Here is a 26227-nt window from a genome sequence, read left to right as displayed (position 1 = left end):
GGCACTGAATTCTGTTTAAGATCAGCGTTATGAGACGATACCGCTACACCAAGATCGTGGCCACCCTCGGGCCGGCCAGCTCCTCCGAAGCGAGCATCCGCGCCCTGTTCGAGGCAGGCGTCGATGTCTTTCGCTTCAACTTCAGCCATGGCAGCCATGCCGACCACCAGGAGCGCTTCGACATCGTGCGCCGGTTGGAGGTGGAGGCGGGGCGGCCGATTTCGGTGATGGCGGACCTGCAGGGCCCCAAGCTGCGGGTCGGCACCTTCCCCGACGGGCCGGTCAGGCTCGAAGCCGGCGGAACGTTCCGCCTGGAACTGGCCGACGCGCCGGGCACCGCGAAGCGGGCGACCCTGCCGCACCCGGAGATCTTCAAGGCAGTCGGTCCCGGGACCGACCTGCTTCTGGACGACGGCAAGATCCGGCTGCGCGTGGTGAAATGCGGCAAGGGCTACGCCGACACCGAGATCATCACCGGCGGACAGTTGTCGGACCGCAAGGGCGTGAACGTGCCGAACGCGGTCCTGCCGCTGTCGGCCCTGACCGACAAGGACCGCAAGGACCTGCGCTTCGCCCTCGACATGGGTGCCGACTGGATCGCGCTGAGCTTCGTTCAGCGACCCGAGGACGTCTCGGAAGCGCGACGGCTGATTGCCGGACGGGCGGCGGTGCTGGTCAAGCTGGAGAAGCCGGCCGCGATCGATGAACTTGAAGCGATCGTCGAAATTGCCGACGCCGTGATGGTGGCGCGTGGCGATCTCGGGGTCGAACTGCCGCCGGAGCGCGTGCCGTCGCTGCAGAAGCGGATCATCCGGACCTGCCGGGCGCTCGGCAAGCCGGTGATCGTCGCCACCCAGATGCTCGATTCGATGGTCCACGCCCCCGCGCCGACCCGTGCCGAAGCCTCGGACGTCGCGACGGCCGTGTACGACTCCGCCGACGCCGTCATGCTCTCGGCGGAGACCGCTGCCGGCGACTACCCGGTCGAAGCGGTGACGATGATGAACAAGATCATCCAGAACGTCGAAGGCGACTCCTACTATCTGGCGCACGCGCACGCCGAGCATCCGACGCCCGAAGGCACGGTGTCCGACGCCATCACATTGGCCGCCCGCGAGGTCGCCGAGGCGATCGACGCACGTTGCATCATCACCTACACGACCTCCGGATCGACCACGTTGCGGGCATCGCGCGAACGGCCGACGGTGCCGATCCTGTGCATCACCTCCAGCCTGTCCACCGCCCGCCGGTTGGCCATGGCCTGGGGCGTCCACGCCGTCCACATGGCCGAGGAGCAGCGTTTCTCGGCCGTGGTCCAGCGCGCGACCGAGATCGCGAAGCGCGAGGAGTACGGCAACAGCGGCGACAAGGTGGTGATCACGGCCGGCGTGCCGATGGGCACCCCTGGCTCGACCAACGTGCTGCGGGTCGAACGGATTCCCTGACCGCATCCAGGTACGCACTGGCTCCATCGTTTTCGTTCCGGGTGGCACTACGGCGCCCGGGTAACGTTGGCCATTCTGCGCGCGCCATTCACAGCCGTCAGGAGAGGCCGTCATGCGCCCGAGCATCGCCGACAAACGCGCAACCTTCCGCCGCCTTCACGACAGCGGCTGCTTCGTCATACCCAATCCGTGGGACGCGGGCTCCGCGATCCTGCTGCAGAGCCTCGGGTTCAAGGCGTTGGCTTCCACCAGCGCCGGCATGGCCTGGACGCAGGGTCGGCCTGACAACGGTGTCACCCGCGACGACGTGCTGGCCCATCTGTCGATGCTCGTCGAGGCGGTCGACCTGCCGGTGAATGCCGACTTCGAGAACGGATTTGCCGACGACCCCGACGGTGTGGCCACCAGCGTGTCCCTCGCGGTCGCTACCGGGATCGCCGGACTGTCGATCGAGGACTCGACGGGCAACAAGGATGCCCCGCTGTACGACTTCGACCTCGCGGTTCGCCGGATCGCCGCGGCCCGTGCCGCCATCGACCGCAGCGGCCACGATGTGATGCTGACCGCCCGTTCGGAGGGCTTCATCACCGGCCGCCCCGACCTGGATGAGACCGTGCGCCGGCTGAAGGCGTTCTCCGACGCCGGTGCCGACTGCCTGTACGCACCTGGGATCCGCGAGGACGCGCAGATCACGGCGGTGGTGCAGTCGGTCGCTCCGAAGCCCGTGAACGTGCTCACCATGGGCATGTCGGTCGGCGCACTGACCGCGCTGGGCGTTCGCCGGATCAGCGTCGGCGGGTCGCTGGCTCGTTCGGCCTATGGAGAGTTCCTGCGCGCCGCCAAGGAGATCGCCGCCGACGGCAGCTTCGACGCGTTCAAGCGCGCCGCACCTAGCAGCGAACTCAACGGCGTGTTCGCGAAGCCGCGTCCGTAACGGCGCGCGTGCCTATTGTCCCCGGCCGCGATCCGGTCGCGGCCGGGCGACGAAGAACTGGTCGCCACGGTTGAGCCCAAACCGGATCTCGCGCTCCGGATCGGCCCGGAAGATCTCGACCGCGAAGCCCGCCTGCTGGAGCCGGTCGTGGAAATCGCGTCCGTACAGGCGCTTGTGGTCTTCCTGGCCGAAATGCGTCCGGCGCATCTCCGCCGTGGCGATGTCCGGATTCTCGTAGGTCTCGTCCCAGCCCTGGACGATCGGGACCGAAAGGATGGCCGTGCCCTGCGGCTTCAGCACGCGGCGAACCTCGCGCATCGCGTCGATGTCGTTGTCGACGTGTTCAAGCACATGATTGGCGATCACCGCGTCGAGCGAGTTGTCCGGAAACGGGATCGATTCCATCGCGCACTGACAGTCGACATCCCATCCGGACAGATCGGCCGTCACATACCGCGACATCCGGTCCAGGCGGGCCCTGATGCAGGATTCCGGCGCGAAGTGCAGCACCCGTTTGTCCTTGATCGCGGAGTTGGCGTAGCGATCCACCAGCAGATGGAACAGGCGGTGACGCTCCAGGCTGAGGCACCGCGGGCACAGCGCCTCGCTGCGCGGCGGCGCCCCGAACGTCCAGAACCGGCCCTGGAAGCCGCACAGCGGACACTCGCGTTGCAGCGACGGCCGACGAAACTGCATAGGGTCGTCAAGAACCGAATCGACCTTGATCCGGGTGCGCGACAACGCTTGGCGCAGTCGGTTGACGAGATGTTCCGGCAGCATGCGCCGCAGAGTGCGGCGAAGCCGGGCATGACGCGGCCTCGGTATCGCTATGCCCGACGCGACGGGGCGATAGTTTGGTGTGGTTTCGCATGCGGAATTGCCGGTCGACGGGCAAAAGGCGTTGATCGAGGATCTCAACCCTCGCTTCCGGTCTTGGAACATCCGTCATCCTTTGGTCGCCGTGATCAGGTACCTGGCCCATGCGGCTGGCCATCGACATGCGAACAACCGCGCCTGTTCGATAGGACACCTGTTCGAAGCGATTATTCGCCAGGCGCGACGCTTTTGCGCAGATTCAATGGCAACCGTTCGGCGCTTCGCGGGATCGGCCCGCCGGTCGCCGCGCCTCCCACCCCAGGGAAACCGCGGTTCTTGAAGCGCGTGCGCCAGTTTGGATGGTTCACCCGGAAGACGTTGCCACACCAATCGATAGCGGCCACGTTTGGCGCTAAAGGTCCGCCGATTCACGACGACACCGAGTGCTGGAGAACGTGTTCATGGCCAAGAAAGACTCCGGGATCCTGATCATCGTCGACGTGCAGAATGACTTCTGCCCCGGTGGCGCTCTGGCTGTTCCGCAGGGCGACGCCGTGGTGCCGATTATCAACCGGCTGTCGACGCGGTTTGACCACAGGGTCCTGACCCAGGACTGGCATCCGGCAGGACATTCGTCCTTTGCCAGTTCGCATGCCGGCAAAGCACCGTTCGAGACGGCCGACATGCCCTATGGCACCCAGGTGCTGTGGCCCGATCACTGCGTGCAGGGCAGCACCGGTGCCGCGTTCCACCCGGATCTCGCCGTCGACCGGGCCGAACTGGTCATCCGAAAGGGCTTCCGGCCGGCGATCGACTCCTACTCGGCGTTCTTCGAGAACGACCGGGCGACCCCGACCGGACTGGCGGGATACCTCCAGGAACGCGGATTCGACAGGGTGGTACTGGCCGGCCTCGCGATGGATTTCTGCGTCGCCTTTTCGGCCCTGGATGCCCGCCGGCTTGGCTTCGCGACAACCGTGGTCACCGACGCCTGCCGGGCCATCGACCTCAACGGGTCGCTCGCTGCCGCAATGGCCGATATGACCGCAGCCGGGGTCGGTTTTATGACGGCTGACGCCGCCTGAACGCAGATCGGCGCAAGCACCGGAGCCGAAATCGACGAATCGTTGCTGTCCCGCGGGAACGGAAACCGCAACTGGATGTTGTCCGTCTGGCGCCGCATATCGGCGCTGCGCCTACCGGCGCCTCCGCGACATTTCCCGGGACAGGAGACTAGCGATGCCTTGCATAATCCTGCTGCTCCAAACTCAACATTCCCGCCTGTTTGAGGCCGCTGAAACGCTGACCCACGCCGCCAGTACGGGGAGCGAAACCTGGCCCGGCGACCTCTACGCGTTCCGCCATATGCTCATCCGTCATGATCGGATGGAGCGCGAGGTATTCCAGCGCCTCGGGGTATCGACGAACGACAGCTTGAGCCGGGTTTTCGACGAGGTACTGGCGTCGCAACCCGGACTTGATGCGAGCGCGGTCGCCGCGGCGGCGCGACGCATGTCGCGGATCGTCGAAGCCCACGCGGACGCGCAGGAAACCGACCTCTTCCCGGACCTCATCGAAAGCTACCGGGACTCGCTGCGCCACCAGTTGGGAGACCACTACGCGCGGATCCCGGCCGATCAGATCGAGTTGGGCGAGCCTGCAGCAGCATAATCGACCGATGCGGTGACCAAGGTTTACCGGTTGGCATATGTTGCACAGCCCCCATATGGACTATTCATGGCCGCGTCACCGCGCCGCGCTCGGCAGCGTCGGGGGTTGCATGCCCCCCGACAGGAGACCTGCTCATGCCGTGCGTCATTCTGCTTTTGCAGACCCAGCACACCCATCTGCTCGAAACCGCGCAAACCCTGGTTTACACCGCCGCCTCCGAAGCGGATGGCCAAGGCTTGCAAGCATTTCGTGACCTTCTGGTGAGGCACGACCGGATGGAGCGCAATGTCTTCCAGCGTCTCGGCGCACCGGCAACCGCTCGTGGTCTGGCCTATGAATTCGATCGAGCGCTGGCGACGCAGGCAGGCAATGACGGCATCGCCGTGGCGGAAGCGGCCCGGCAGATCGGGCAAACCATCGAGGACCATGCCAACGCCCAGGAGGGTGAGTTGTTTCCCGATCTGATCGATCGTCACGATGAGTCGATCCGGCACAAGCTAGGCGATTATTACGCTCGTATCCCGGTCGATAGCGCCGGATTGGCGATGACAACACCTGCCGCAGCCTGACTGGCGCGAGAGAACGGGGTGATCGAGGTGAAGCGGGTAACGGTCCACCTCGCCTCGATCACCAAGAGTGGACGATTTTACTCCGCCGCGACCTGTGCCACTCCGGCATCCAGCGCCTGGGACAAGTCAGCCAGGATGTCGTCGATGTTCTCGATCCCGACCGACAGCCGGACATAGCCATCTGAGACGCCCGTGGCGATCTGGTCCTCGGGCGATAGCTGACTGTGGGTGGTGGTCGCCGGATGAATCGCCAACGACCGGGCGTCGCCAATGTTGGCAACGTGGTAGAACAGCTTCAGGCGGTCGATGAACCCTCGCCCCGCATCCTTACCGCCCTTGATCTCGAACCCAACCAGCCCCCCGTAGCCGCCTTTCAGGTAGGTATCGGCGCGACGCCGTGCCTCGCCGTCCTGCAGCCCCGGGAAGATCACCCGTTCGACCGACGGATGGTCCTTCAGGAAGTCCGAGACCTTGGCCGCGTTCTCGCAATGCGCCCGCATCCGCAATGCCAGGGTCTCAAGCCCCTGGATGGTCTGGAAGGCGTTGAACGGGCTTTGCGCCGAACCGAGATCGCGCAGCAGCGTGGTGCGCGCCTTGATGATGTAGGCAATCGGGCCGAGCGGCTTGACCGCCTCGGTCCACACCGCCCCGTGATAGCTCGGATCAGGCGTGTTCAGGGCCGGCTGGCGCTCCTTGAACTCGTCCCACGGGAAGTTGCCGCCGTCGACGATCAGCCCGCCGATCGAGGTGCCGTGGCCGCCGATGTACTTGGTGGTCGAGTAGACGATCACCGCCGCCCCGTGGTCGAACGGGCGGCACAACAGCGGCGCCGCGGTGTTGTCGATGATCAGCGGAATGCCGAATCCGCGGCCGAGATCGGCCACTTCCTTGATCGGAAACACATGCAGCTTCGGGTTCGGGAGGGTCTCGGCGTAATAGGCGCGGGTACGCTTGTCGGTCGCCCGCGCGAAGTTCTCCGGGTCGGACGGATCGACGAACCGGACCTCGATGCCCTGGTCCTTCAGGGTGTTGGCGAACAGGTTCCATGTCCCGCCGTACAGGTCGGTTGAGCTGACGATGTTGTCGCCGATCTTGGCCAGGTTCTGCACTGCGAAGGCACTGGCAGCCTGGCCCGAGGCAACCGCGAGGGCCCCTACCCCGCCCTCGATCGCCGCGATGCGCTGCTCCAGCACGTCGCAGGTCGGATTCATGATCCGGGTGTAGATGTTGCCCAGTTCCTTGAGTGCGAACAGGTTCGCGGCATGCTCGGTATCGCGGAACTGGTAGGAGGTGGTCTGGTAGATCGGCACCGCCACCGCACCGGTAGCAGGATCCGCCCGGTAGCCGGCATGCAGGGCCAGGGTCTCGGGATGCTTGGACTGGGTAGACATCGGTCGCTCCGTTTTAGCGGCCGCCGACCGTGCCGGGCATCACCCGGACAGGCAGCGTGGTTGAAGGACCAAACGCAGCCGCTGCGGGGACGGACCGGACCCTTTGAAGGCCGTTTGCGGGCAAACAAAAACCCGCCACAAGCCTGCAGCGGGTCCGAACCGACCGCCGCTTTAGCTGCATTTGTAACGCGCCCGCAAGCTGGAGGCTCAAATCGGCGCGACCTCACAGAACACCTGCCTCCCGGCGTTGTCAAGCCGCCGATGTCTCTTCACCACATTGGCCCTGTGCGGCGAGCAGCCCGGCCCAGGTTGACCGTCCCGGCATCACGATGGATACATGGCGGTCGCGTTCGACAAGGCGAGCAGCATCACGATGTTCTTTCGGGCCGATACCGGTGTCTTCGACCTGCCCGCGCTGCTCGACCTGAGGGCCTGCGCTGGCGGGCTCCTTGCTCGGGTGTCCAGGCAGCGCACGTCGCTTGGACAGCACATGGCCAATCCGGAAGCTCGAACGCTCATCACCGCCACCGTCAAACGGTTCTTCAAGAGTTCGTTGCCGGATCTGTTTGCGGAACGATTCGGCAAACAGCCCGCCCTCAACCTGATCTTTACGACGATCCGGCTTCAGGAACCCGACCTGCCGACCAGCCGCGTTGGTTGGCACATCGACTTCAACTTCATGGGCGACACCGTCCCCTTTCTCGTTGCGTGGACACCGCTCGAGGATGTCGGCGAAACGCGGATCGGGCTCGATATCTGTGTTCCGACGACCCCTCCGAGCATGGCGTCGATGCTCGGACCCTGGCAGGCACGGTCGGCCAAAGGGGACAGCCTGGAGTTCTCGGACGACGATCTGGACGGGATCTTCGGCAGCGGTGGCTATCAGGTCCGCTCCCTTCGGTTACCTGCGGGAAGTTCGGCCGTGTTCGATCAGTTCGTTTTCCATCGAACCCAGAACCTTGCCCGAGCCACCGAAGCACGGCATTCGTTCGAGTTCAGGATGGTCGACCTCGACGCATTGCCGGCATCGTGGCGTCATCGAACCGCCTTCTTCTGCCGTCGCTGCCCGAACTCGGAAGACAACATCCAGTTCCTGATCAAGCGCGATGACGGCCCCCCACGCCCGGTCGACGACTCCGAACTTGATGCCCTCAACATCAAGATGCATGGCTGACGACCTCGACGGGCAGGACCACGAACGCGTCACTGCGTTGACGCCCGTGAAGCAGGCGTGCGTATTGTGTTGCCGGGTATCACCTTCGACGGCGACCAACGAACATGTTCAAGGCACGAGCCGCGGTATTTGACGAGGATGCGTTGAACGATCTGCGGTCCTGCGCAGATCTTGTCATCGAACGTGCGAACGCGACCAAGACTTCGCTCGGCCATCATTTGAGAGACGCCGTAGCCCGCGAACACATCGGGCGGGTCGCTCGGCGATTCTATACCAGTTCTCTACCTAGTCTCTTTACAGAGCGCTTCGGTACGCCACCAGCTTTGAACCTGTCCATTACGACGGTCCGGTTGCAGAAGCCCGATGCCCAGACCGACCGGGTGAACTGGCATCTGGATTTCAACTTCGTCCTCGACACCGCCCCATTCCTCGTTGCCTGGACACCGCTTGAGGATGTCGGAACCACACGGCTGGGCCTCGACGTTTGCCTGCCGGGTCCGTCCGCAACACTGAGACCGCTCCTCGATGCGTGGGCACGCAAGTCGACCGACGGCCTTGTTCTACAGTTCGGCGATGAAGAACTGGACGACCTTTTCGGCAAAGACAATCATCAGTCGCGAACGCTCAACCTAACAGCTGGCGACTCCGCCGTGTTTGACCAGTTCGTACTGCACCGGACCCAGAACATCGCGACCGCGACCGCGCTGCGACGATCTTTCGAGTTCCGCATGGTCGATCTGTCGGCGCTGCCTGCCTGGTGGCATCGCACGCCGGGCCTGTACTGCCGTCCGAATGACGGCAGGCCCGACGAAATAGACTTCCTGATCAAGTCTGCGAACGAATCGATCCGGCCGATTGCCGGCGCCGAGTTCGACACGCTTGACGGCGTTGTCACCCAATGACGGTGCCGACGCGGCTGGCGTGGCCATATGGATCTGAGCGTGCCTACAGGCATGCGCCGCCTACCAGGGAGCACTGATGTTCTTCAAGGCCCGCCCCGATGTCTTTGTAGATGCCGCCCTAGCGGACCTGAGGGCCTGTGCCGACGATCTTCTTGAACGTGCGAGGCGGGATCGCACGTCGCTGGGGCATTTCCTGTCGAACGCTACCGCCCGGGCAAAGATCGTGTCGGTAGCGCACCGCTTCTACGCATCCGAGTTGCCGGCACTGTTCGCCGGTCGGCACGGGGTGACGCCCATACTCAATCTCGGCTACACGACGATTCGGTTTCAGGCACCGGAAGCCCCTGAGACACAGGTCGGCTGGCATCTCGATCTGAACTTCGTCGGAGATGCCTCACCGTTCATGGTCGCCTGGGTTCCGCTTGAAGACGTTGGAGCCAAGCGGATTGGCCTGGACGTGTGCGTACCGACACGAACCCTTGATCTCGATCCGTTGCTCGGGCTGTGGTCGAGGCGCGTGTCCGAACGTCGCCCTCAGACATTCTCCGATCGGGATCTGGAGGACCTGTTCGGCGCGGATGCCTACCAGGTCCGTGCTCTGCATATGTCCGCCGGCAGCGCCGCGGTCTTTGATCAGTTCGTGCTGCACCGGACCCAGTTGCTGACTGCTGCAACGGAGAGCCGACGGTCGTTCGAGTTCCGAATGGCGGACCCCAACCGCCTTCCGACATCGTGGGAGCAACGCGTCGGCCTGTTCTGCCAACTCGACGGCGCGGCCCCTGACGGCATCACGTTCCTGATCAAGCGCGACGGCGAGCCTTGTAGGCAGATCAGCGACACCGAACTCGATGCCCTGGACATCAGCTACGGCGCCTAGGATCGATGCACGACCTTTCGGAACTTCTCACCAGGATCCGCGCCTGCCGGCACTGCGAGGCGCACCTGCCGCTGGGGCCTCGCCCGGTGCTGGTGGCGCATCCCGGCGCGAGGCTGCTGATCGTTGGCCAGGCGCCTGGAACCAGGGTGCAGGAAAGCGGCATCCCGTGGAACGACCGATCCGGCGACCGGCTGCGCGACTGGCTGGGCGTGGAGCGGGAGACGTTCTACAACGATCCGCGTATCGCCATCGTGCCGATGGGGTTCTGCTACCCTGGCGTGCTGCCGAGCGGCGGCGACGCTCCGCCCCGGCCGGAGTGCGCGCCGATGTGGCACGACGCGGTGCTGGCGCACCTGCCCGATGTGGAACTGGTCGTGCTGGCCGGCATGTACGCCCAGGCCCGCTATCTCGGAAAGTCCCGCAAGCGCACGCTGACCGAGACCGTCGCGGCCTGGCGGGAGTACGGGCCGAAATACATGCCCCTGCCCCACCCATCCTGGCGATCCCAGAACATAGAGCGCAAGAATCCCTGGCTGCGGTCCGAACTGATTCCGACGCTGCAGTCGCGGGTTGCGGCGTTGCTTCAGCGCTGACGGCTCCGAACGCAAACCGGCGCGGGCTTGAATTGGCAGTCAGGACGACAACCTGTGTGAGGAAACCTCACAGGTATCCATGAACCCGCTGCCGCCACTCAACACCTTGCGTGCCTTCGACGCTGCCGCCCGCCATGGCTCGTTCAGCCGCGCCGCCGACGCACTGAGCGTGACGCACGGCGCTGTTAGCAAGCAGATCGCCAGCCTGGAAGCGTTCCTGGGGGTGGCGGTGTTCGAACGGACCGCCCACGGGCTCGAACCCACCGAAGCCGGCGCTGTCCTGGCGCCGATCGTGGCCGAAGCGTTGGATGCGATGGCCGAAGGTGTGCGCCGCGTCCGCCGCAGCACGACACCGTCGACGCTGACGATCAGCGTACTGCCGTCATTCGCCGCGCACTGGCTGATCCACCGCATGCCGCGCTTCCTCGACCGGCACCCCGAGATCGACGTGCGATTCTTCACCACACGGCGGGTGGTGGACCTGACCAAAGAGGACGTCGACCTGGCGATCCGCTACGGAATGGGCGACTGGCCGGGTGTCCACGCCGAGTGCTTCATGCGGGAGACCCTGACGCCCGTGTACTCTCCGGCGCTGGCGGCACTGCATCCCGAGCTGGAGCCGGCTGATCTGCTGCGCTTCGTCATTCTGTCCCACCACACCGACGCCGCGAATTGGAAGCTGTGGCGGACCAAGGTCGGGCTGCCGGACTTGGACCTGCCGCCGGTAGCGGTCTACGACGACACCGCGCTCGCGATGCAGGCGGTACTGGGCGGCCAGGGCGTCGTTCTGGGCCGCAGCCCCCTGATCGTCGACGAACTGGCGGCGGGACGTCTGGTCCGGCTGTCGGACGTCAGTATTCCGAGCGCGGAATCCGACTATCTCGTATGCCTGGAACGGCATCGGGCCCGTCCGGCGATCAAGGCATTCCGTGACTGGTTGGTCGAGGAGGCCGGCCTCGGCTAAGCGGCCTCCAGCGGGTCAGTTGCCAAGAACCGTAGTCCGGCGCCAGCCGAACGCTGGTGTCCGATAGGCGACGGAGGTCTGCCAGACCACCAGCGCCGGCACCACACCGAGTTCAAGAACCAGTCCGAGCATATGCGGGGTGGTCGGCGTTCCGGCGGCCAGCAACGAGCCGAGGCGGGCGAGACCGCCGACGACGATCGGGAGCGCAGCCAGCCGAAACAGCGCTGTCTTGCGCTCAATCGCCGGAATGCATCCATAGAAGATCAGACCAACCGCCAGGAAGACACCCGAAAGGTAGCGAAAGTGGCTGTCTAGATCGACCGGCCACGCCGTTCCGGTCATCAGGAAGCCAGGCCCGGTCAGAGCACCCACGCCTCCGACCGCGATCGGTATCAGCGCAAGCACCGCAACCGTCCCCTGCAACAGCCGCTTGCTGACGAGCGCAGACATTCAGCGTCCGCCATCCGGATTGCCCAACCCGTCGTAGAACGGGCAACCAAGAGGCTGAATGAAGCACTTCTTACACGTAGCGACACTGGCACCGACATTCGCGTTGACGGCGTGCAACGGCGGCGACCTGCTCAGCAACTTCGTTCCGGACGAGGGATACCGCGTCATTCACGACCTCCGATACGGCGACGGTCCGCGCCGAACGCTCGATCTCTATGTCCCCGAGGGTGCCGCACCGGCCGCACCGACCATCGTGTTCTTCTACGGCGGCGGGTGGCAGTCCGGATCAAAGGATGACTATCTTTACGTCGGCTAGGCCTTTGCCTCGCGCGGCTATGTCACCGTCGTTCCGGATTATCGCTAGAGGCTGGAACTCTTCAGCTTGGCGCGCTTCACCCCGCGCACGGTCTCGCGATGGATGATGAACAGCCCGGACGCACAGATCAGGCCGGCACCGGCCAGCACGCCCGGTCCGGGGAAGGTGCCGAACACAAAGAAGCCGAAGATCAACGCCCACAACATCGCGGTGTAATCGAACGGTGCGATCACCGACGGCGGCGCCAGCCGGAACGCTTCGGTCATGAAGATCTGCGCCACCCCGCCGACCAGCCCGATGGTCATCAGGAGGGACAAGTCCTCCAGCGGTGGCGTGACCCACTGGGTCGGCAGGAACACCAGACTGGACAGCGCCCCCGCGACCGTGAAGTAGAACACCGTCGCCGCCGACTTGTCGGTGGAGCCGAGCTTGCGCATTGCGATCATCGCCACCCCGTATCCGAGCGCCGAGCCGACCGCGAACAACGCGATAGGGTCGGTGCTGCCGGTGATCGGGCCAACGGTCAGCAAGGCACCGGCAAAGCCGAGCCCGACCGCTCCCAGCCGCCACACGCCGACCCGTTCACCAAGGAACGGAATCGACAGCAGGGTGCCGAACAACGGCGCGGTGAACGAGATCGCCACGTAGTCGGCGAACGCCATGCGGGCGATCGCGTAGAAACCGACATACATCGAGGCGATCCCCGCGACCGAGCGGATGGCGTGCCAACCCGGCCGGCGGGTCTTCAGCGCCGACCAGCCGCCCTGCATCGGCAGGTAGAGGACGAGCGGGATCAGCGCCGGGGCGCAGCGGAACAGGATGATCTGCGAGGTCGGGTACTGCCCGTCCAGCAGCTTGATGACCATGCCCATGCAGGTGAACATCGCCACCGCCAGGACCTGCATGGCGATGCCGCGCCCGTATCCGGCGCTTGAGGAGGGTTCGGCGGCTGCGGCAGTCATGACAAATTCCGAACGGGGCCGCGACCCGCCGCCGCAACCTGCCTGTGCAGAATGCACGATCCAGGCGGCAACGCCTGTGCAAATGACGCGGGGGAGCCATGCTCCTGCGCCCAGGCATCAGGCGATCGGGCTCGTTCCATGCTTGGCCAGCAATGCCTCGACCGATTGTCGGAGTGTCGCCGATCGGAACGGCTTCTCAAGGACGATGCTCGCACCGAACTCCTGAGCGATCCTCAACAGGTCGCGCGAATCCATGCTGCCGCCGCCCGACATGGCGATGATCGCCAACCCCGGATTCAGCGCTTTGGCTTCTCGGATGGTCTCAAGCCCTTCCTTGGTCGGCATCAGGATGTCCGTGATCATCAGCTGGGGAGCGTGCTGTTGCAGAAGCTTCAGCCCCTGACGACCATCCTGGGCTTCCAGTACCTGATGCCTGGCCGCCTCGAGGGTACGCCTGATGACGGTGCGCAGATCCTCGTTGTCGTCGATGACCAGGACCAGGGACATGCTTGCTCTTCTGCGCACATTTGTCGTGGTTTGGGTTCCACGGCGAAAAAGAATGCCGAATATCGGTCAAATATGAAACCCACTTCTCCCGCACGATTTTCGCCGTGTATTGAAAGGTTAAGCCAGAGCGCTCAACATTGATCGACATTGGAACCTCGCCGACACAACGCCCGGAATACGTGTCTCAGCCGGACGCGCCATGACACACCAAGGAAACGGTATGGCCCACGGGGATGATGATCGCGCCCAAACCGGGCAACGTACCGGCCGGGACGTCGAGAACGAGATCAACCGTCGGATCTTCGAGACCTCGCTGGACCTGATCCTGGTGGTTGGACGGCAGGGAGACTTCATTCGCGTGAGCCCCAGCGTGCGGAAAATCCTCGGCTACGCGCCGGAGGACCTGGTCGGCCGCAACGGCGTCGACTTCGTGCATCCGGCCGACATTGAGAACACCCGCTCCGAGATGCGCCTTGGCCGCCTGGGACGGGAGATGCGGAATTTCGACTGCCGGTACCTGCACAAGAACGGCTCTGCCGTGCCGCTCAGTTGGACCGGCGTCTGGTCGGAGCCCGAGCAGCAGCACTTCTACATCGGCCGGGACATGACCGAGCGCGAAGCCGCCGAGGCGCGAGTTAGGCACGCGCAACGCCTGGAGGCGGTCGGCCAGTTGACCGGGGGCATCGCCCACGACTTCAACAACCTGCTGGGCGTGATCATCGGCAGTCTCGACCTGCTGACGGAAACGACCGATCTTGCCCCAGGCGACCAGGAACTTGTCGACGTCGCCCTCAATGCGGCCCTACGCGGCGCCAAGCTGACCACGCAACTCCTGGCGTTCGCCCGGCGCCAGTCGCTGGACCCGGAAGAGTTCGATGCGAATGAGCGGGTGGCGCAGACCCTCGATCTGCTGCGACGGACCCTGGGTGAGCGCATCGTGGTCTCGACGGTTCTCGCTGGGGACCTGGCACGGGCGTTTGCGGACGCAGCACAGTTCGAGTCGGCGCTGGTGAACCTGGCGATCAACGCCCGCGATGCGATGCCCGGCGGCGGACGACTCGTCATCGAAACGGCCAACCAGCACCTCGACGACGGATACGCGGCCAGCAATCTCGATGTGATCCCCGGACGCTATGTCATGCTCGCCGTGACCGACACCGGAACCGGTATGCCGCCGGACGTTGCCGCGCGCGCCTTCGAGCCGTTCTTTACGACCAAGGAGGCCGGCGGCGGATCCGGTCTCGGCCTCAGCATGATCTACGGCTACGCCAAGCAATCGCGCGGTCACATCAAGATCTACAGCGAGCCCGGACGCGGCACCACGGTCCGCCTGTACCTCCCTGCGGCCAGGGGCGATGGCGCGCGGCACCAGCCGGATGAACCGACCCGGCTGTCGTCGAAGGCCGGCGGCGAGCGCATTCTTGTCGTCGAGGACGATGAGGGTGTCCGGACGATCGCCCTCAAGCAATTGCAAAGCCTCGGCTATCAGGTAGTGACGGCTGACAACGCCGATGCCGCGCTTCGGATCCTAAAAAGCGACCAGGAGCTCGATCTGCTGTTCTCCGATGTGGTGATGCCCGGCGACCTGACGGGTGACGAGCTGTCACGCATCGCCGTCACACTGCGGCCCGGCCTGAAGACCCTGCTCACCTCCGGGTTCGCCAGCGGCGCAGCGCAGAACGGCACGCAAAGCGAGGATTTCCGCACCCTGTTGAGCAAACCATACCGCCTGGTCGATCTGGCGAAGCGCCTGCGCGAGATCCTGGACGGATAGCGCCGCCGAGCACCCGTACGTTTACCAACCGGCTACAGGTCGATTCCGACGCTCGCCAGGAAATCCCCGGACTGCACGAGGCCGGGGAAGTGCCGGCCGATCAGCAGGCCGCTGCGGCGGGCGACATACACCACCGGATCGCGCGACGGCTCATCCAGGAAATGGATGCGGGCGACCGGCTGGCCCTCCGACACATCGTCGCCAAGGTCGACCAGGGGCTCGTGAATGCCTGTGTGCTCGGCGGCCACGAAACATCGTTCGTCCGGCATATCCAGCAGCCGGGTCGGTGTGACGATCTCAGGCTCGCCAGCCAGGATACCCATGTGCTTCAGCACGTTGCGCACCCCGACGGCCGCGACCCGGTTGGAACGTCGGGTCGAACTGCCGCCGCCGGCCAGCTCGGTCGTCACGAACAGCTTGCCAAGGCTCTCGACCCAGGTATCGAGCATCCCCTCGGCGTCCAGTTCCAGCATCACCACACTGACCGGTGCGGCGAACGCCTCGACTGCGGCGATCGCGCGTGCTTCCAGCGCCTTGTCGGGCAGCCGGTGGGTGGCGGCAAACGGAACGAAGTCCAGGGTCTTGCCGCCCGAATGCAGGTCAAGCACCAGATCAGCGCGCGGCACCAGGACGGTGGCCACATAATGCGCGATCATCGAGGTGACCGCGCCGTCGGCGCTGCCGGGAAACGACCGGTTCATGTTCCCACCGTCGATCGGCGAGCAGCGGGTGGCGGCCCGCACCGCCGGGAAATTCAGCCCCGGCAGGATGATCACCGTTCCGGTCACATCGACCGGATCGAGGGAACGGGCGAGGTCTCGCAGGGCAATCTGGCCCTCGTACTCGTCCCCGTGGTTGCCGGCGATCAGCAGCGCGGTCGGCCCGTCGCCGTTGCGGATCACGACGATCGGGATGCGAACCGACCCCCAGGCGCTGTCGTTGCGGGAATACGGAACGACCAGCGCGCCGAACCGCTTGCCGTCGGCATCCAGGTCGATGGCGGTCAGGATCTTGGTGGGGCGATCAATGCTCATCGGTGGATGCTGTCGAAACCGGTCGACCCGGTCAATCTTTGACCCAAGCGGTATGCGTCAGGTTTGCACCGCGGAGATCCGGGCGGCCGCCCGCTCGGCCATCCGATGGGCGTACCGGTTCTGCGCCTCGATGAACACCCGGCGAACCTGCGGGTACTTGGCGACGACCCGGCGCTCAAGGCTGCTGATCGCCTCCTCGACCTTCTCCGACACCAGCCCGTCGACGAAGTCGATGCTGATGGCGAGCAGCACGTCCTGCGGTCCCAGATGCATGGTCAGTACCTCGTTGACCGCGACGATCCGACGATCGGAGCCGATCAGACGCCGTATGCCGTCCAGAACCTCGGGGTCGACGCTTTCGCCGATCAGCAGCCCCTTGCTCTCCCGCGCCAGCAGGACCGCGACAGCGGCCAGCACGCCGCCGATCGCCAGCGACGCGACACCGTCCAGCACCGGTTCGTCGAAGTACTGCGCGGCGGCGATCCCGACAAAGGCGATCAGCAGGCCGATGACGGCGGCGGTGTCCTCGAACAGCACGGTGAACACCGTCGGATCCTTGCTGCGCTCCACTGCCGCTAGATACCCGTGGCGCCCGCGCTGCTTTTCAAACTCCCTGAAGGCGATCACCCAGGCGACTCCCTCGAACACCAGGCTCAGGGAAAGAACGACATAGCTCCACTCCGGGTTGGTCATCGGTACCGGGTGCCGGATGTGCTGGATGCCCTCGTAGATCGACAGCCCGGCGCCGACCGCGAAGATCAGGATGGCGACGACGAAGGTCCAGAAATACAGCTCCATCCCATAGCCGAACGGGTGGCGGGCGTCCGGCTTCCGCCGGGCCTGCCGCATCCCGTAGAGGATCAGGCCCTGGTTTCCGGTATCCACCACCGAGTGGATGCCCTCGCTCAGCATCGCAGCACTTCCGGTGAACGCGGCCGCGGTGAACTTCATGACCGCGATGGCGGCGTTGCCGGCCAGCGCCGCGTAGATCACCGTCTTCGAGCCGTGCGCCATGGTCACCTCCGCCTGCGACAGGCAGCGACACTATCACCGTTCGCCGTTCGGATGCGGTTCGGTCCTGAACGCTTCTCGGCGCCTCCCGCCGCCTACCGGCGTGCCACCTTCACCATCAGGATCACGGGAATGACGGCAAACGACGTGATCGCGAACAGGTGAAACGCGTTCAGGTAGCCGATCATCAGCGCCTGCCGGTTGATCTCCCGCGCCAGACCGGCCAGGGCCGTGACGCTGTCGATCGACCAGACCCCGAAAAGACTGTCCTGCATGGTCAGCGCCTCGTTCGTCGGCGCTGCATTCGTGCTGAGTTCGGCGTAGTTCTGGCGCGCCGACCGCAACGCCAGGGTGATCGACAACGATATGTAGATCGAACTTCCGACATTGCGGACCAGGTGGAAGATCGCCGTCGCCTCGGCGGTGCTCCGCTTGTCGAGAGTGGCGAACGTCACCAGGGTGAGCGGTACCCAGATGACGCCGACACCGAAACCCTGCAGCGCGCTGGTCCACAGCACCCCCCAGGTGGTCATGTCGACGCTGAACTGGGCCATCGCCCAGCCGGCGATGCCCTGGCACGCGAACCCTGCCACCAGGAGCACCCTGGGGTCGAACCTGTTGGACCAGAACATCAGGAAGAACCCGGCCAGCGTGCCGACGCCGCGGGCGCCCAGCACCAGACCGATGACCGAGTCCGGGTATCCCCGCACCCCCTGCATCAACGGCGGCAGCAAGGTGGTCGGCGTGAAGTTCAGCATCCCGAAAATGAACACGATCAGCAGGCCGAGCGCGTAGTTGCGGTCCAGCAGCAGCTTCGGATTCAGGAACGGCCGGTCCGCGGTCGCCGAGTGCACCACGAAAACATAGAGCGCCAGGCCGGCCAACGCAGCGCACAGCAGGATGGTGCCGGAGTCCAGCCAGTCCAGCCGCTCGCCCTGGTCGAGCATGAACTGGAAGCTGGCAATGAACACCGACAGGGCAAGAAACCCGGTCCAGTCCAGGTGCGACGAACCGGCCCGGCTGCGATCCTGGATGTAGACGAGCACGCCGCCCAGGGCCACCAGCCCGAACGGCACGATCATGAAGAATACCCAGCGCCAGTTGTACAGCTCCGACAGGTACCCGCCGACGGTCGGTGCCAGCACCGGACCGACCACCACGCCCATGCCGAAGATCGCCATCGCCGAGGCCTGCTTCTCGCGCGGATAGCTGTCCATCACGATGGCCTGGCTGAGCGGCACAAGCGGCGCGCCGAACGCGCCCTGCATGACCCGGAACAGCACCAGCCCTTCCAGCGAGGTGGCGAGGCCGCAGGCCAGCGAAGCGCAGGTGAAGCCTATCACCCCCCAGATCAGAATGGCACGGCGCGAGAACCGGGCGGCCAGCCATCCGGTCATCGGCGTCGCCACGGCCGTTGCGATGATGTTGAAGGTCACAACCAGCGCAATCTGGTCGGTGGTTGCCGACAGCGAGCCCTGCATCTGCGGCAACGACACGTTGGCGATGGTCACGGTCATCGCGTACAGCATCGTGACCATGGTCAGCGTCGTCAGGATCATCGCCCGCGTGAACGCGGTCGGCCCGGCATCGGCTTCTGCAGGGATCGGGATCGTTGTCATGGCAACGACAATACCGCTCTCCCGTCGGCCACGCACGGAAAAGCGCGGTCTATGGGAAAGCGGTCCGTATCGTTAGGCGCGCTGGATGCCTTCCAGGAAGGTCACGACCGAGCTGCGCATGCGGCCCGACTCCTCCGCCATGTCGTTCGCGACGGTCAGCACCTGATCGGCCTGCTGGCCAGCTTCGGCGGCGGCGTCGTTCACCCCCTGTATGTTGGTGACCACCGTGTCGGTGCCGTGAGCGGCATGGCTGACGTTCCGGGAAATGTCCTGGGTCGCCGCGGTCTGCTGCTCCATGGCGGCCGCGATGGCTGTGGAAACCTCCTCCACGCCATGAACCATCCTGCCGACATCGTCGATCTCCCGAACCGCGCGCTCCGTCTCGTTCTGGATTGCCGCGATCTGGGCGCTGATGTCCTCCGTCGCCTTGGCAGTCTGGGTTGCAAGAGTCTTCACCTCCGACGCGACCACCGCAAATCCCTTGCCGGCATCCCCAGCCCGCGCCGCTTCAATGGTAGCGTTCAACGCCAACAGATTGGTCTGCTCCGCGATGTCGGTGATCAGCTTGACCACTTCACCGATGGTCACTGCCGACGCCGACAGGGCCGCCATCACCGAGCTTGCCCGCTCGGTCGACTTCGCCGCCTGGGCAGCATCGGCACTGGCTTTCTGGGTCTGCCGGCTGATGTCCTGGATCGACGCGGTCAGTTCCTCGGTCGCGGCGGCGACATTCTGAACGTTGGCCCCGGCTTCGGTCGCCGCGGACGCGACGGCCGTCGATTGCCGTTCGGTCTCTTCTGCGATCGAGCTCATCTGCTGGGCAGTCGCCCGCATGCGACCTGCATGCTCAGCCAGCTTCTCCAGCATTCCCGAAGCGTCGATGTCGAAGCGGGCGATCAGCGCCGAGACTTCGTCGGCGCGGGCCAGCTTCTGCTCAGCTGCCTGACGCTGCTCGTCGGTGAGCCGACGGTTCTCGACGATACCCTCCTTGAAGACCTGGACAGCCCGGGCCATTCGACCCAACTCATCCCTCCGTTCGGTTCCGGGAATCGCGGCATCCAGGTCGCCTTCCGTCAGTTTCCCCATGACACTGGTCAGGCCGCTGACCGGCATGCCGATGCTGCGGCCAAGCGCCAGCCAGGCGGCCATCGCAAAGCCGGTCGCAACAACCGCGCCGACGGCCGCGACAGCGATGGTCAACTGGAAAGCCGCCGCCATGGCATTCTCGCTGTCGGCCAGTGATGCGGCGCCAAGTTGCAGAAGGGCCTGGATTTGAACGTCGGTGTCGGCAAGGAACGCGGTGCCCGCCCCGTTGGCCTCGATCACCCGGGCTTCGTCGACGGTCAGGGGCTGGCGCATCAGCGCGATCTGCCGATCCGCCGAATCGCTACGCCACTTGGCGACACGCGTCTTCAACGCCTCGACCCGGGTCGCCCCCTCGGTACCTGCAAGCTGCTTGGCCGCGGCATGTACCGCTCGATTGAAGCGTTCTCCGGCCTCCTGATAGCGCTCGATGTTGCTGCGGTCCCCCGACAGCAGCAGGCCGCGTACCGAGAGCACCTGATCCGCAATCGCGACGCTGAGATCGTTAAGCGTCCGATTGGTTTCAGCGACCGCCACCGTGCGGTTGGCGTCACTCTCCAGCATGCGGATTTCCACGAATGTGAAAACGCCACCGGCAACGATGATGGCGATTATGACGGCGAACGCCGCAAACAGCCGCTTGGAGATCGAAAGGTTGTTCAGCCAGGTCATGATGCCCCTCCTCCTTACGATCCGGCACGCGCCGCGGCGCGGCGCTGGAGTTCGGTCAGATTCACCTCGGCAGTCAGCGCGCCGATCTTGGCGCCATCATCGTCAGTGAGCGTCAGGTTGACCTGACACCGCCAGGTCGCGGTGCCCTCATGGAACTCCGGCTCATCGACGAAAACGGCATCGGGCCCGACGTCGAAGGTCTTCTGGAATTTCGCCTCGTCGGCCTGCCAGTAGTCCGACGTCACGCTGCTCTGTCCGGCGTTCAGTCCTTTGGCAGTCATCACGAAGATCTCCGTAAACAGTCCAGCCGAACCTGCCTGAATGCGCAGCAGGTAGCCCGACAGCGGACTCGACAGCACCGCCGTGATCAGTGGCTGGTCATTGCTCTTGCGTTCGTCGCGCCACTGCTTGTCGACCGCATCGATCGAGGCCTGATCGAGGTTCGCTTGGCGTGTGTTCAGTTCAGCTAAAGTCAGGCGAACCACGGGTGTCGACGACCACTGCCGAATGGCGTTCAGAAGTTCTGCACCAGCCAGGTCTTTCGACGGAGCTTGAGCGAAGCTACCGCCGGATGAAAACAAAACACCCGATATAAACAAAACAAAAATCAATGAATTCAACTTATTATTACGCATCTCGATCTCCGGTATTCATGGATTCTTGATGCTTATTGACCCGCAAGGATAAATATTCTCTTAACCACACCCTCCGCATGAACCGCCAGCCGCTACGCGATGCGATACCGCGTTCCCTCTTACCGGTCGCGAATTTCCCCATTAGTCTGCCGCCGGTATTCAACGCAGGAGACTGGCGTATGGCCGACACGAGCCCGTCGCGGACCTTCCCGAAAGCCCCGATCCAAGCCCTGCCGGCCCCGGGCTGGCCGCAGACCCAGCGCGATTCCAAATCGGGCATTGATCCCGCCAAGATCCGCCGGATGAACCTGAACGAGTCGCCGTTCCCGCCGTCACCGAAAGCGGTGGCGGCGATGCAGGAGGCGGTGACCCGGGTGAACTACTATCCGGATCCGCAATGGCGCGACCTGACCGCCGCACTGTCGGCACGGACCGGCATCGCGGCAAACCGCATCATCGTGGGCCACGGCTCCGACGAGTTGATCGTGCAGATCGGCCGGCTGGCGCTGTCGGAAGGCGACGAGGTCGTGGTGCCCACTCCGTCTTTCCCCGGCTATTCGAAGTGCGCGGCGGTCAATGGCGCCAAGCTGGTCCCGGTGCCGGTGCGCCAGGATGGCTCGCCCGACATCGACGGCATGCTGGAAGCGGTCACTGCGCGGACCCGTCTGGTGTTCCTGGCCACGCCCAACAACCCGACCGGCGGCATGCTGACCACCGAGGAGGTGGTCCGGTTCGCCCGCGGCCTGCCGACCACCACCATGCTGGTGATCGACGAGGCCTACTACGAACACGGCCGGCACGCCGGCGGGGAAGAGCACCTGGCGGCGCTGGCCGACGTGGCCGTGCCGTGGGCGGCGTTCCGCACCTTCTCCAAGGCCTACGGGATGGCCGGCATGCGGATCGGCTACGCGCTGTGCGGGTCAGATGCGGTCGCCGAGGCGTTCCAGAAGATCCGCAGCGTGTTCAACGTCAGCACGGTGGCCCAGGCCGGTGCGCTGGCCGCCCTGCAGGATGAGGCGCACACCCGTTCGATCCTGGAACGCACCCGGATCGAACGCGAGCGCATCATCGCCGGAATCACCCGGCTGGGCTGCGAGCCGTTCCCGAGCGTCGGCAACTTCATCTCCGCCAAGACCCCCAAGCCGCCCACCACGGTGTGCGCCGAACTGGAGGCCAGGGGCATCATGATCAGCCGGCTGATGGCGCCGGGCTTCGACGGCTACATCCGGATCACCACCGGCACCGCCGAGGACACCGACGCCCTGCTCGCCGCGTTGGCGGAAGTTCTGGCGGCGTAGCGGCCGGCTACGACCACTCAGGCGTGGTTCCAGTTCAGGCGTGGTTCCAGTTGTCGGGGTCGTCGTTCGCGCCCGGCGACAGCCCCAGAACGTCGCCGTCGGTGTTGACCCCCAGGCCGAGCACGGTGCGGTTGGCGTAGGCGAAGTAGGCGACGACCTGATTGATCTCCAGGATCTCGCCGTCGTCCCAGCCGGCGGCCCGCATCGCCTCGACGGTGTCCGATGTCATGCCGGACGGATCGCGGGTCAGCCGCTCGGCATAGCGCACGGCGGCCTGGTGCCTGGCGTCGAACGCCGCTGCCGGATCGCCCGCCTCGAAGGCGGCTCGGATGGCGTTTGAGCGGTCGTCGTCGCCCAGCAGCCGCCGCAGCCCCTGGAAATGATGCTCAACGCAGTACGAGCAGCCGTTCAGATGGCTGACCAGCACGCCGAGCGCCTCCAGGAAATGCTTGGGCACCCGGTTTCCGGAATGGTGCAGCACGTATTTATAGAGGGTCATGTGACCCTCCATCGAATGCGGCCGCAGCGAATGCGCCATCATGATGTTGTCGACGTTGCCGTTCGGCCCGACGACGCGGTCGTAGAGGGTCTTGAGGCGCCCGGTGGCTTCCTCGAACGGGATGGTCTTGATCCAGGTCATGCGGGGGTCTCCATCTAAGCCCATGTCAAACTGAGGGCGGGTCGGTAAAAGTCGTCATGCCCTCCGCTTGGGCATAGCTGCCTCCGCCATCTTGCGGTGACAGTCGTCTGGTCCAAGGCCGGTCGCTACTGCAAATACCCGCGACCGTTTCAGCTGAGTGCGATTGGACCGCTCCGCTAGGTTCTTCCGATACGTCTCACGAATCGTGACATCCCGGGCGAAGAATTCATTGCTCCCGACCATAAGAAGGTGGCGAGGCGACAGCGGCATTTCGAGCCGGTCGAACTGATCGCCCCGCGTATAGATCTGCACTGGTCCATCGCCCATGATCAGATCGAGTGGCGATCCTGAGAAATCGAGGACACGCCATTCCCGAGCAGCAATGATCGGCACGAACTCGTGCTTCACAACGACCGACAGCGCCGCGTGCAGCGCGATGTACTCGCCGGTCCCTTTGGTAGCCTCTACTTTTTCGGCGAAATGCCTTTCGTAGTAGGTCGGATCAAGATCCTTGAGCGCCTCCTCAAGCTTCCTGGCTTTGCCATAGATCTGGTCCTCGCTGGCAGCTTTCTGCGTCTTGATGACGTCGGGCCGCCGCAGGAACAAGAACAACATGAATCGCACGAACTCCATCCGCGCCAAGCTGCCCGGTAGAGGTATGTCCCCGCTCAGGAGGCGGTCCCGCATCACAGCTCCGGGGGTATCGCTCGCCCTCGTCATCACCTCCTTCTCGAAGTAGTAGGGGTCGGGGTTTGCGGCGGAGACCACGGTGTAGAGATGATCCTCCGAGCCCAGTGCTGATGGGCTTCGTCGGTTCGCCACCACCTTGGTATGCGGCCGGTAGAAGCTCGTCACCAGCCCCTTCTCGTCGCACCACGGGCGCATCAGAAACTGTGGAAGCCAGTGGTGGTTGACCGGATCTGACACGAAGTTGCTTCCCCGCTGCTCGTCCTAAGTATGGCGACCGGCGATGATGCCTTGTCGACGTTGCCGTTCGGCCCGGCGGCCCGGTGGTAGAGGGTCTTCAGGCGGCCGGCCGGTTCAACGCCTGCGCCCTATCCCCGTCCGTACAGCCCGTCGAGCTTCTCCCAATAGGTCTCGCGGATCTTGTGGCGGCGGATTTTCAGGGTCGGCGTCATCATGCCGTTGTCGGTGGTGAACGGTTCGCGGGCCACGATGAAGCGCCGGACCTTCTCGATCTGGGCGAGCTGGCCGTTGACCCGTTCGACGACCTGCCCCAGCGCCTTGCGGAACGCATCGTCGTCGCACAGCGTCTCCAGGTTGGCCGAGCGGCCGTTCTGCGACGCCCATTCCTCGACGAACGACGCCTCCGGGACCACCACGGCCACCAGATACGGGCGCTTGTCGCCGTACACCATCGCCTGGAGGATCTCTGATTCCAGGGTCAGCTTGCTCTCCAGCCGCGCCGGCGAGATGTTGTCGCCGCCGGAGTTGACGATGATGTCCTTCTTGCGATCGGTGATCTGCAGGTAGCCGTCCGGGTGGATGACCCCGATGTCGCCGGTGTGAAGCCAGCCGTCGACGATGGTCGCCGCCGTGGTTTCCGGATCGCGCCAGTAGCCCTTCATCAACAGGTCGCCGCGCACCAGGATCTCGCCGTCCTCGGCGATCCTCACCTCGACGCCGCGCAGCGGTGGGCCGACCGTGTGGATCTGGATCGCGCCCGGCGGATTGGCCGAGACCACCGGCGACGCCTCGGTCTGGCCATAGCCCTGCAGCAGGCTGACCTTGAGCGCCAGGAAGAACCGCCCGATATCCGGGTTCAGCGCCGCGCCGCCCGATACGAACGCCTTCAGCCGGCCGCCGAAGCGGGTCCCTACCTTGCGCCGGACCAGCACTGACAGCAGCCCGTCGTACAGCCGCTCGCCCAGGGTCAGGCTCGACGGATCGTCGTAGCGCTTGCAGCCGAGCCGCACCGCATCGTGGAACAGCTTTGCCTTGCGCCCGCCCTGGCGGTCGACGCCGCGCAGGATGCGGTCGTGCAGCACCTCGTACAGCCGGGGCACCGCCGTCATGATCGTCGGTCGCACCTCCTGCAGGTTGGCGGCCAACTGGTCGGGGCCCTCGGCGTAGTAGATCTGCGCGCCGATCGAGATCGGGAAGAACAGGCCGGCGGTGTGCTCGTAGGAGTGCGACAGCGGCAGCAGCGACAGGAACACCTCATCGCCGAGGCCGATGGTCTCCAGCAGCGCATGGGCGCCATCGCAGTTCGCCAGGATCGAACGGTGCGACAGCATCACGCCCTTCGGCCGCCCGCCGGTGCCGGAGGTATAGATGAAACAGGCGGTGTCATCCCGCCCGATGCCTCGGGCCAACGCCTCGACGTCGTGCTCGGCCCGGTCGCCCATCTCCAGCACGGCGTCCCAGCCGTAGAGGTCGAGTTCGGCGGCGTGCGGGTCGCTTGGCGGTTCCATGGTGACGACGGTGTTGCAGACTTCCGAACTGCGGGCCGCCGGGATCACCTGGCGGGCCAGCTTGCCGGTCGACACGATCGCGGCAACCGCGCCGGAGTGGTCGAGAATGTACAGGTGGTCATCGACCGTGTTGGTCACGTAGGCCGGCACCGTGATGGCGCCGATCGCCATCGCCGCCAGATCGGCGATCACCCATTCCGGCCGATTCTCGGAGACGATCACCACCCGGTCGCCGGGCTTGATGCCGAGTTCGACCAGCCCCTTGGCCAGCCGGCGCACGATGCCGTCGACTTCGGCGTAGCTCTGCGATCGGTAGACCTTGTCGCGCTTGGCCCACAGGAACGGCCGGCTTCCAAGCCGTCTCGCCTGATCGAAGAACATCGTCGGCAGATTGGGAACCGCCGCATAGTCCATGGAGCCTCCCTGGCGCGCCCGACCGGGGGACGCTTAATTGT

25 protein-coding genes, 1 pseudogene and 1 riboswitch are annotated in these 26227 nt (G+C 65.0%); of the genes and pseudogenes, 13 read left to right on the top strand and 13 right to left on the bottom strand.

The window, feature by feature from the left end; all coding sequences use genetic code 11:
• Positions 1-29: 29 nt before the first annotated feature.
• Complete coding sequence (pyk, locus tag RIC54_RS08445; RefSeq protein ID WP_350086771.1) at positions 30-1445, top strand: pyruvate kinase; 1416 nt, start codon at positions 30-32, stop codon at positions 1443-1445.
• Between the two features lie 112 nt (positions 1446-1557).
• A complete protein-coding gene (locus tag RIC54_RS08440) occupies positions 1558-2379 on the top strand; it encodes an isocitrate lyase/PEP mutase family protein (protein WP_350086768.1) in 822 nt (273 codons plus the stop codon).
• Between the two features lie 12 nt (positions 2380-2391).
• Here the strand turns inward: RIC54_RS08440 and RIC54_RS08435 are convergent, their stop codons facing one another.
• A complete protein-coding gene (locus tag RIC54_RS08435; protein WP_350086765.1) occupies positions 2392-3159 on the bottom strand; it encodes a class I SAM-dependent methyltransferase in 768 nt (255 codons plus the stop codon).
• Positions 3160-3656: 497 nt separating this feature from the next.
• Between RIC54_RS08435 and pncA the strand changes: the two genes are divergently transcribed.
• The 3 genes from pncA (at position 3657) to RIC54_RS08420 (ending at position 5435) form a co-directional block, all read left to right on the top strand.
• Complete coding sequence (gene pncA / locus RIC54_RS08430; RefSeq protein ID WP_350086762.1) at positions 3657-4280, top strand: bifunctional nicotinamidase/pyrazinamidase; 624 nt, start codon at positions 3657-3659, stop codon at positions 4278-4280.
• A 154-nt stretch (positions 4281-4434) separates the two neighbouring features.
• Positions 4435-4866 (top strand): hypothetical protein, encoded by a 432-nt coding sequence (locus RIC54_RS08425; protein WP_350086759.1) that lies wholly within the window; start codon positions 4435-4437, stop codon positions 4864-4866.
• Between the two features lie 134 nt (positions 4867-5000).
• Positions 5001-5435 (top strand): hypothetical protein, encoded by a 435-nt coding sequence (locus RIC54_RS08420; protein ID WP_350086756.1) that lies wholly within the window; start codon positions 5001-5003, stop codon positions 5433-5435.
• Between the two features lie 77 nt (positions 5436-5512).
• Here RIC54_RS08420 and RIC54_RS08415 read toward each other — a convergent pair whose 3' ends face one another.
• The gene (locus RIC54_RS08415; RefSeq protein WP_350086753.1) at positions 5513-6826 is read right to left on the bottom strand and encodes an O-acetylhomoserine aminocarboxypropyltransferase/cysteine synthase family protein; all 1314 of its coding nucleotides are present in this window, start codon (positions 6824-6826) and stop codon (positions 5513-5515) included.
• Between the two features lie 150 nt (positions 6827-6976).
• A riboswitch (SAM riboswitch) is annotated at positions 6977-7055 on the bottom strand.
• Between the two features lie 108 nt (positions 7056-7163).
• Between RIC54_RS08415 and RIC54_RS08410 the strand changes: the two genes are divergently transcribed.
• From RIC54_RS08410 to gcvA, 5 genes are all read left to right on the top strand, one after another.
• Positions 7164-8000 carry a phytanoyl-CoA dioxygenase family protein gene (locus RIC54_RS08410; protein WP_350086750.1) on the top strand — a complete coding sequence of 279 codons (837 nt, stop codon included), beginning with the start codon at positions 7164-7166 and terminating at the stop codon, positions 7998-8000.
• A gap of 104 nt (positions 8001-8104) precedes the next feature.
• Positions 8105-8902, top strand: coding sequence for a phytanoyl-CoA dioxygenase family protein (locus RIC54_RS08405; RefSeq protein ID WP_350086747.1), 798 nt, complete (start codon positions 8105-8107; stop codon positions 8900-8902).
• Positions 8903-8978: 76 nt separating this feature from the next.
• Positions 8979-9779 (top strand): phytanoyl-CoA dioxygenase family protein, encoded by an 801-nt coding sequence (locus RIC54_RS08400; protein WP_350086744.1) that lies wholly within the window; start codon positions 8979-8981, stop codon positions 9777-9779.
• A gap of 5 nt (positions 9780-9784) precedes the next feature.
• Positions 9785-10372 carry a uracil-DNA glycosylase family protein gene (locus RIC54_RS08395; protein WP_350086741.1) on the top strand — a complete coding sequence of 196 codons (588 nt, stop codon included), beginning with the start codon at positions 9785-9787 and terminating at the stop codon, positions 10370-10372.
• 79 nt (positions 10373-10451) lie between these two features.
• The gene (gene gcvA / locus RIC54_RS08390; protein WP_350086738.1) at positions 10452-11336 is read left to right on the top strand and encodes a transcriptional regulator GcvA; all 885 of its coding nucleotides are present in this window, start codon (positions 10452-10454) and stop codon (positions 11334-11336) included.
• A 15-nt stretch (positions 11337-11351) separates the two neighbouring features.
• On the opposite strand, the gene RIC54_RS08385 is transcribed toward gcvA, so the two are convergent.
• Complete coding sequence (locus tag RIC54_RS08385) at positions 11352-11786, bottom strand: DUF4345 domain-containing protein (RefSeq protein ID WP_350086735.1); 435 nt, start codon at positions 11784-11786, stop codon at positions 11352-11354.
• A 58-nt stretch (positions 11787-11844) separates the two neighbouring features.
• Here RIC54_RS08385 and RIC54_RS08380 point away from each other — a divergent pair, with 58 nt between their 5' ends.
• A complete protein-coding gene (locus RIC54_RS08380) occupies positions 11845-12102 on the top strand; it encodes a hypothetical protein (protein WP_350086732.1) in 258 nt (85 codons plus the stop codon).
• A 44-nt stretch (positions 12103-12146) separates the two neighbouring features.
• Here the strand turns inward: RIC54_RS08380 and RIC54_RS08375 are convergent, their stop codons facing one another.
• Positions 12147-13064 carry a DMT family transporter gene (locus RIC54_RS08375; RefSeq protein WP_350086729.1) on the bottom strand — a complete coding sequence of 306 codons (918 nt, stop codon included), beginning with the start codon at positions 13062-13064 and terminating at the stop codon, positions 12147-12149.
• A gap of 117 nt (positions 13065-13181) precedes the next feature.
• A complete protein-coding gene (locus RIC54_RS08370; protein WP_350086726.1) occupies positions 13182-13571 on the bottom strand; it encodes a response regulator in 390 nt (129 codons plus the stop codon).
• Between the two features lie 220 nt (positions 13572-13791).
• Here RIC54_RS08370 and RIC54_RS08365 point away from each other — a divergent pair, with 220 nt between their 5' ends.
• On the top strand, positions 13792-15345 hold the full coding sequence (locus RIC54_RS08365; protein WP_350086723.1) for a PAS domain-containing hybrid sensor histidine kinase/response regulator family protein: 1554 nt from the start codon (positions 13792-13794) through the stop codon (positions 15343-15345).
• A 32-nt stretch (positions 15346-15377) separates the two neighbouring features.
• Here the strand turns inward: RIC54_RS08365 and doeB are convergent, their stop codons facing one another.
• The 5 genes and pseudogenes from doeB to RIC54_RS08340 all read right to left on the bottom strand — a co-directional run bounded on the left by doeB (position 15378) and on the right by RIC54_RS08340 (position 21399).
• On the bottom strand, positions 15378-16379 hold the full coding sequence (gene doeB / locus RIC54_RS08360) for a N(2)-acetyl-L-2,4-diaminobutanoate deacetylase DoeB (RefSeq protein WP_350086720.1): 1002 nt from the start codon (positions 16377-16379) through the stop codon (positions 15378-15380).
• Positions 16380-16436: 57 nt separating this feature from the next.
• Positions 16437-17393 (bottom strand): cation diffusion facilitator family transporter, encoded by a 957-nt coding sequence (locus RIC54_RS08355; protein ID WP_350086717.1) that lies wholly within the window; start codon positions 17391-17393, stop codon positions 16437-16439.
• Between the two features lie 92 nt (positions 17394-17485).
• On the bottom strand, positions 17486-19009 hold the full coding sequence (locus tag RIC54_RS08350; protein WP_350086714.1) for a DHA2 family efflux MFS transporter permease subunit: 1524 nt from the start codon (positions 19007-19009) through the stop codon (positions 17486-17488).
• Positions 19010-19081: 72 nt separating this feature from the next.
• Positions 19082-20617, bottom strand: a pseudogene (locus RIC54_RS08345) (methyl-accepting chemotaxis protein); the annotation flags it as partial.
• 161 nt (positions 20618-20778) lie between these two features.
• The gene (locus tag RIC54_RS08340) at positions 20779-21399 is read right to left on the bottom strand and encodes a hypothetical protein (protein WP_350086709.1); all 621 of its coding nucleotides are present in this window, start codon (positions 21397-21399) and stop codon (positions 20779-20781) included.
• A 179-nt stretch (positions 21400-21578) separates the two neighbouring features.
• Between RIC54_RS08340 and hisC the strand changes: the two genes are divergently transcribed.
• Complete coding sequence (gene hisC, locus RIC54_RS08335) at positions 21579-22697, top strand: histidinol-phosphate transaminase (protein ID WP_350086706.1); 1119 nt, start codon at positions 21579-21581, stop codon at positions 22695-22697.
• A 34-nt stretch (positions 22698-22731) separates the two neighbouring features.
• Here hisC and RIC54_RS08330 read toward each other — a convergent pair whose 3' ends face one another.
• From RIC54_RS08330 to RIC54_RS08320, 3 genes are all read right to left on the bottom strand, one after another.
• Entirely contained in the window at positions 22732-23337 is a 606-nt protein-coding gene (locus RIC54_RS08330; protein WP_350086703.1) for a carboxymuconolactone decarboxylase family protein, read from the bottom strand.
• A 54-nt stretch (positions 23338-23391) separates the two neighbouring features.
• Complete coding sequence (locus tag RIC54_RS08325) at positions 23392-24264, bottom strand: DUF4238 domain-containing protein (protein ID WP_350086700.1); 873 nt, start codon at positions 24262-24264, stop codon at positions 23392-23394.
• A 128-nt stretch (positions 24265-24392) separates the two neighbouring features.
• On the bottom strand, positions 24393-26186 hold the full coding sequence (locus RIC54_RS08320) for an AMP-dependent synthetase/ligase (RefSeq protein ID WP_350086697.1): 1794 nt from the start codon (positions 26184-26186) through the stop codon (positions 24393-24395).
• Positions 26187-26227: the final 41 nt, after the last annotated feature.

Source organism: Thalassobaculum sp., assembly GCF_040219215.1.
GTDB lineage: Bacteria > Pseudomonadota > Alphaproteobacteria > Thalassobaculales > Thalassobaculaceae > Thalassobaculum_A.
This window is presented reverse-complemented; position numbering and strand designations above follow the sequence as displayed.

Excerpts from the sequence above, each read along its gene's own strand:
- RIC54_RS08410 (WP_350086750.1), top strand. The coding sequence starts at position 7,164 with ATGGCGGTCGCGTTCGACAAGGCGAGCAGCATCACGATGTTCTTTCGG.
- RIC54_RS08320 (WP_350086697.1), bottom strand. The coding sequence starts at position 26,186 with ATGGACTATGCGGCGGTTCCCAATCTGCCGACGATGTTCTTCGATCAG.
- pncA (WP_350086762.1), top strand. The coding sequence starts at position 3,657 with ATGGCCAAGAAAGACTCCGGGATCCTGATCATCGTCGACGTGCAGAAT.
- RIC54_RS08440 (WP_350086768.1), top strand. The coding sequence starts at position 1,558 with ATGCGCCCGAGCATCGCCGACAAACGCGCAACCTTCCGCCGCCTTCAC.
- RIC54_RS08400 (WP_350086744.1), top strand. The coding sequence starts at position 8,979 with ATGTTCTTCAAGGCCCGCCCCGATGTCTTTGTAGATGCCGCCCTAGCG.
- RIC54_RS08425 (WP_350086759.1), top strand. The coding sequence starts at position 4,435 with ATGCCTTGCATAATCCTGCTGCTCCAAACTCAACATTCCCGCCTGTTT.
- RIC54_RS08420 (WP_350086756.1), top strand. The coding sequence starts at position 5,001 with ATGCCGTGCGTCATTCTGCTTTTGCAGACCCAGCACACCCATCTGCTC.
- hisC (WP_350086706.1), top strand. The coding sequence starts at position 21,579 with ATGGCCGACACGAGCCCGTCGCGGACCTTCCCGAAAGCCCCGATCCAA.
- RIC54_RS08385 (WP_350086735.1), bottom strand. The coding sequence starts at position 11,786 with ATGTCTGCGCTCGTCAGCAAGCGGCTGTTGCAGGGGACGGTTGCGGTG.
- RIC54_RS08405 (WP_350086747.1), top strand. The coding sequence starts at position 8,105 with ATGTTCAAGGCACGAGCCGCGGTATTTGACGAGGATGCGTTGAACGAT.
- pyk (WP_350086771.1), top strand. The coding sequence starts at position 30 with ATGAGACGATACCGCTACACCAAGATCGTGGCCACCCTCGGGCCGGCC.
- RIC54_RS08365 (WP_350086723.1), top strand. The coding sequence starts at position 13,792 with ATGGCCCACGGGGATGATGATCGCGCCCAAACCGGGCAACGTACCGGC.
- RIC54_RS08355 (WP_350086717.1), bottom strand. The coding sequence starts at position 17,393 with ATGGCGCACGGCTCGAAGACGGTGATCTACGCGGCGCTGGCCGGCAAC.
- RIC54_RS08380 (WP_350086732.1), top strand. The coding sequence starts at position 11,845 with ATGAAGCACTTCTTACACGTAGCGACACTGGCACCGACATTCGCGTTG.
- RIC54_RS08370 (WP_350086726.1), bottom strand. The coding sequence starts at position 13,571 with ATGTCCCTGGTCCTGGTCATCGACGACAACGAGGATCTGCGCACCGTC.
- RIC54_RS08330 (WP_350086703.1), bottom strand. The coding sequence starts at position 23,337 with ATGACCTGGATCAAGACCATCCCGTTCGAGGAAGCCACCGGGCGCCTC.
- gcvA (WP_350086738.1), top strand. The coding sequence starts at position 10,452 with ATGAACCCGCTGCCGCCACTCAACACCTTGCGTGCCTTCGACGCTGCC.
- RIC54_RS08435 (WP_350086765.1), bottom strand. The coding sequence starts at position 3,159 with ATGCTGCCGGAACATCTCGTCAACCGACTGCGCCAAGCGTTGTCGCGC.
- RIC54_RS08395 (WP_350086741.1), top strand. The coding sequence starts at position 9,785 with ATGCACGACCTTTCGGAACTTCTCACCAGGATCCGCGCCTGCCGGCAC.
- RIC54_RS08340 (WP_350086709.1), bottom strand. The coding sequence starts at position 21,399 with ATGCGTAATAATAAGTTGAATTCATTGATTTTTGTTTTGTTTATATCG.
- RIC54_RS08375 (WP_350086729.1), bottom strand. The coding sequence starts at position 13,064 with ATGACTGCCGCAGCCGCCGAACCCTCCTCAAGCGCCGGATACGGGCGC.
- RIC54_RS08415 (WP_350086753.1), bottom strand. The coding sequence starts at position 6,826 with ATGTCTACCCAGTCCAAGCATCCCGAGACCCTGGCCCTGCATGCCGGC.
- doeB (WP_350086720.1), bottom strand. The coding sequence starts at position 16,379 with ATGAGCATTGATCGCCCCACCAAGATCCTGACCGCCATCGACCTGGAT.
- RIC54_RS08350 (WP_350086714.1), bottom strand. The coding sequence starts at position 19,009 with ATGACAACGATCCCGATCCCTGCAGAAGCCGATGCCGGGCCGACCGCG.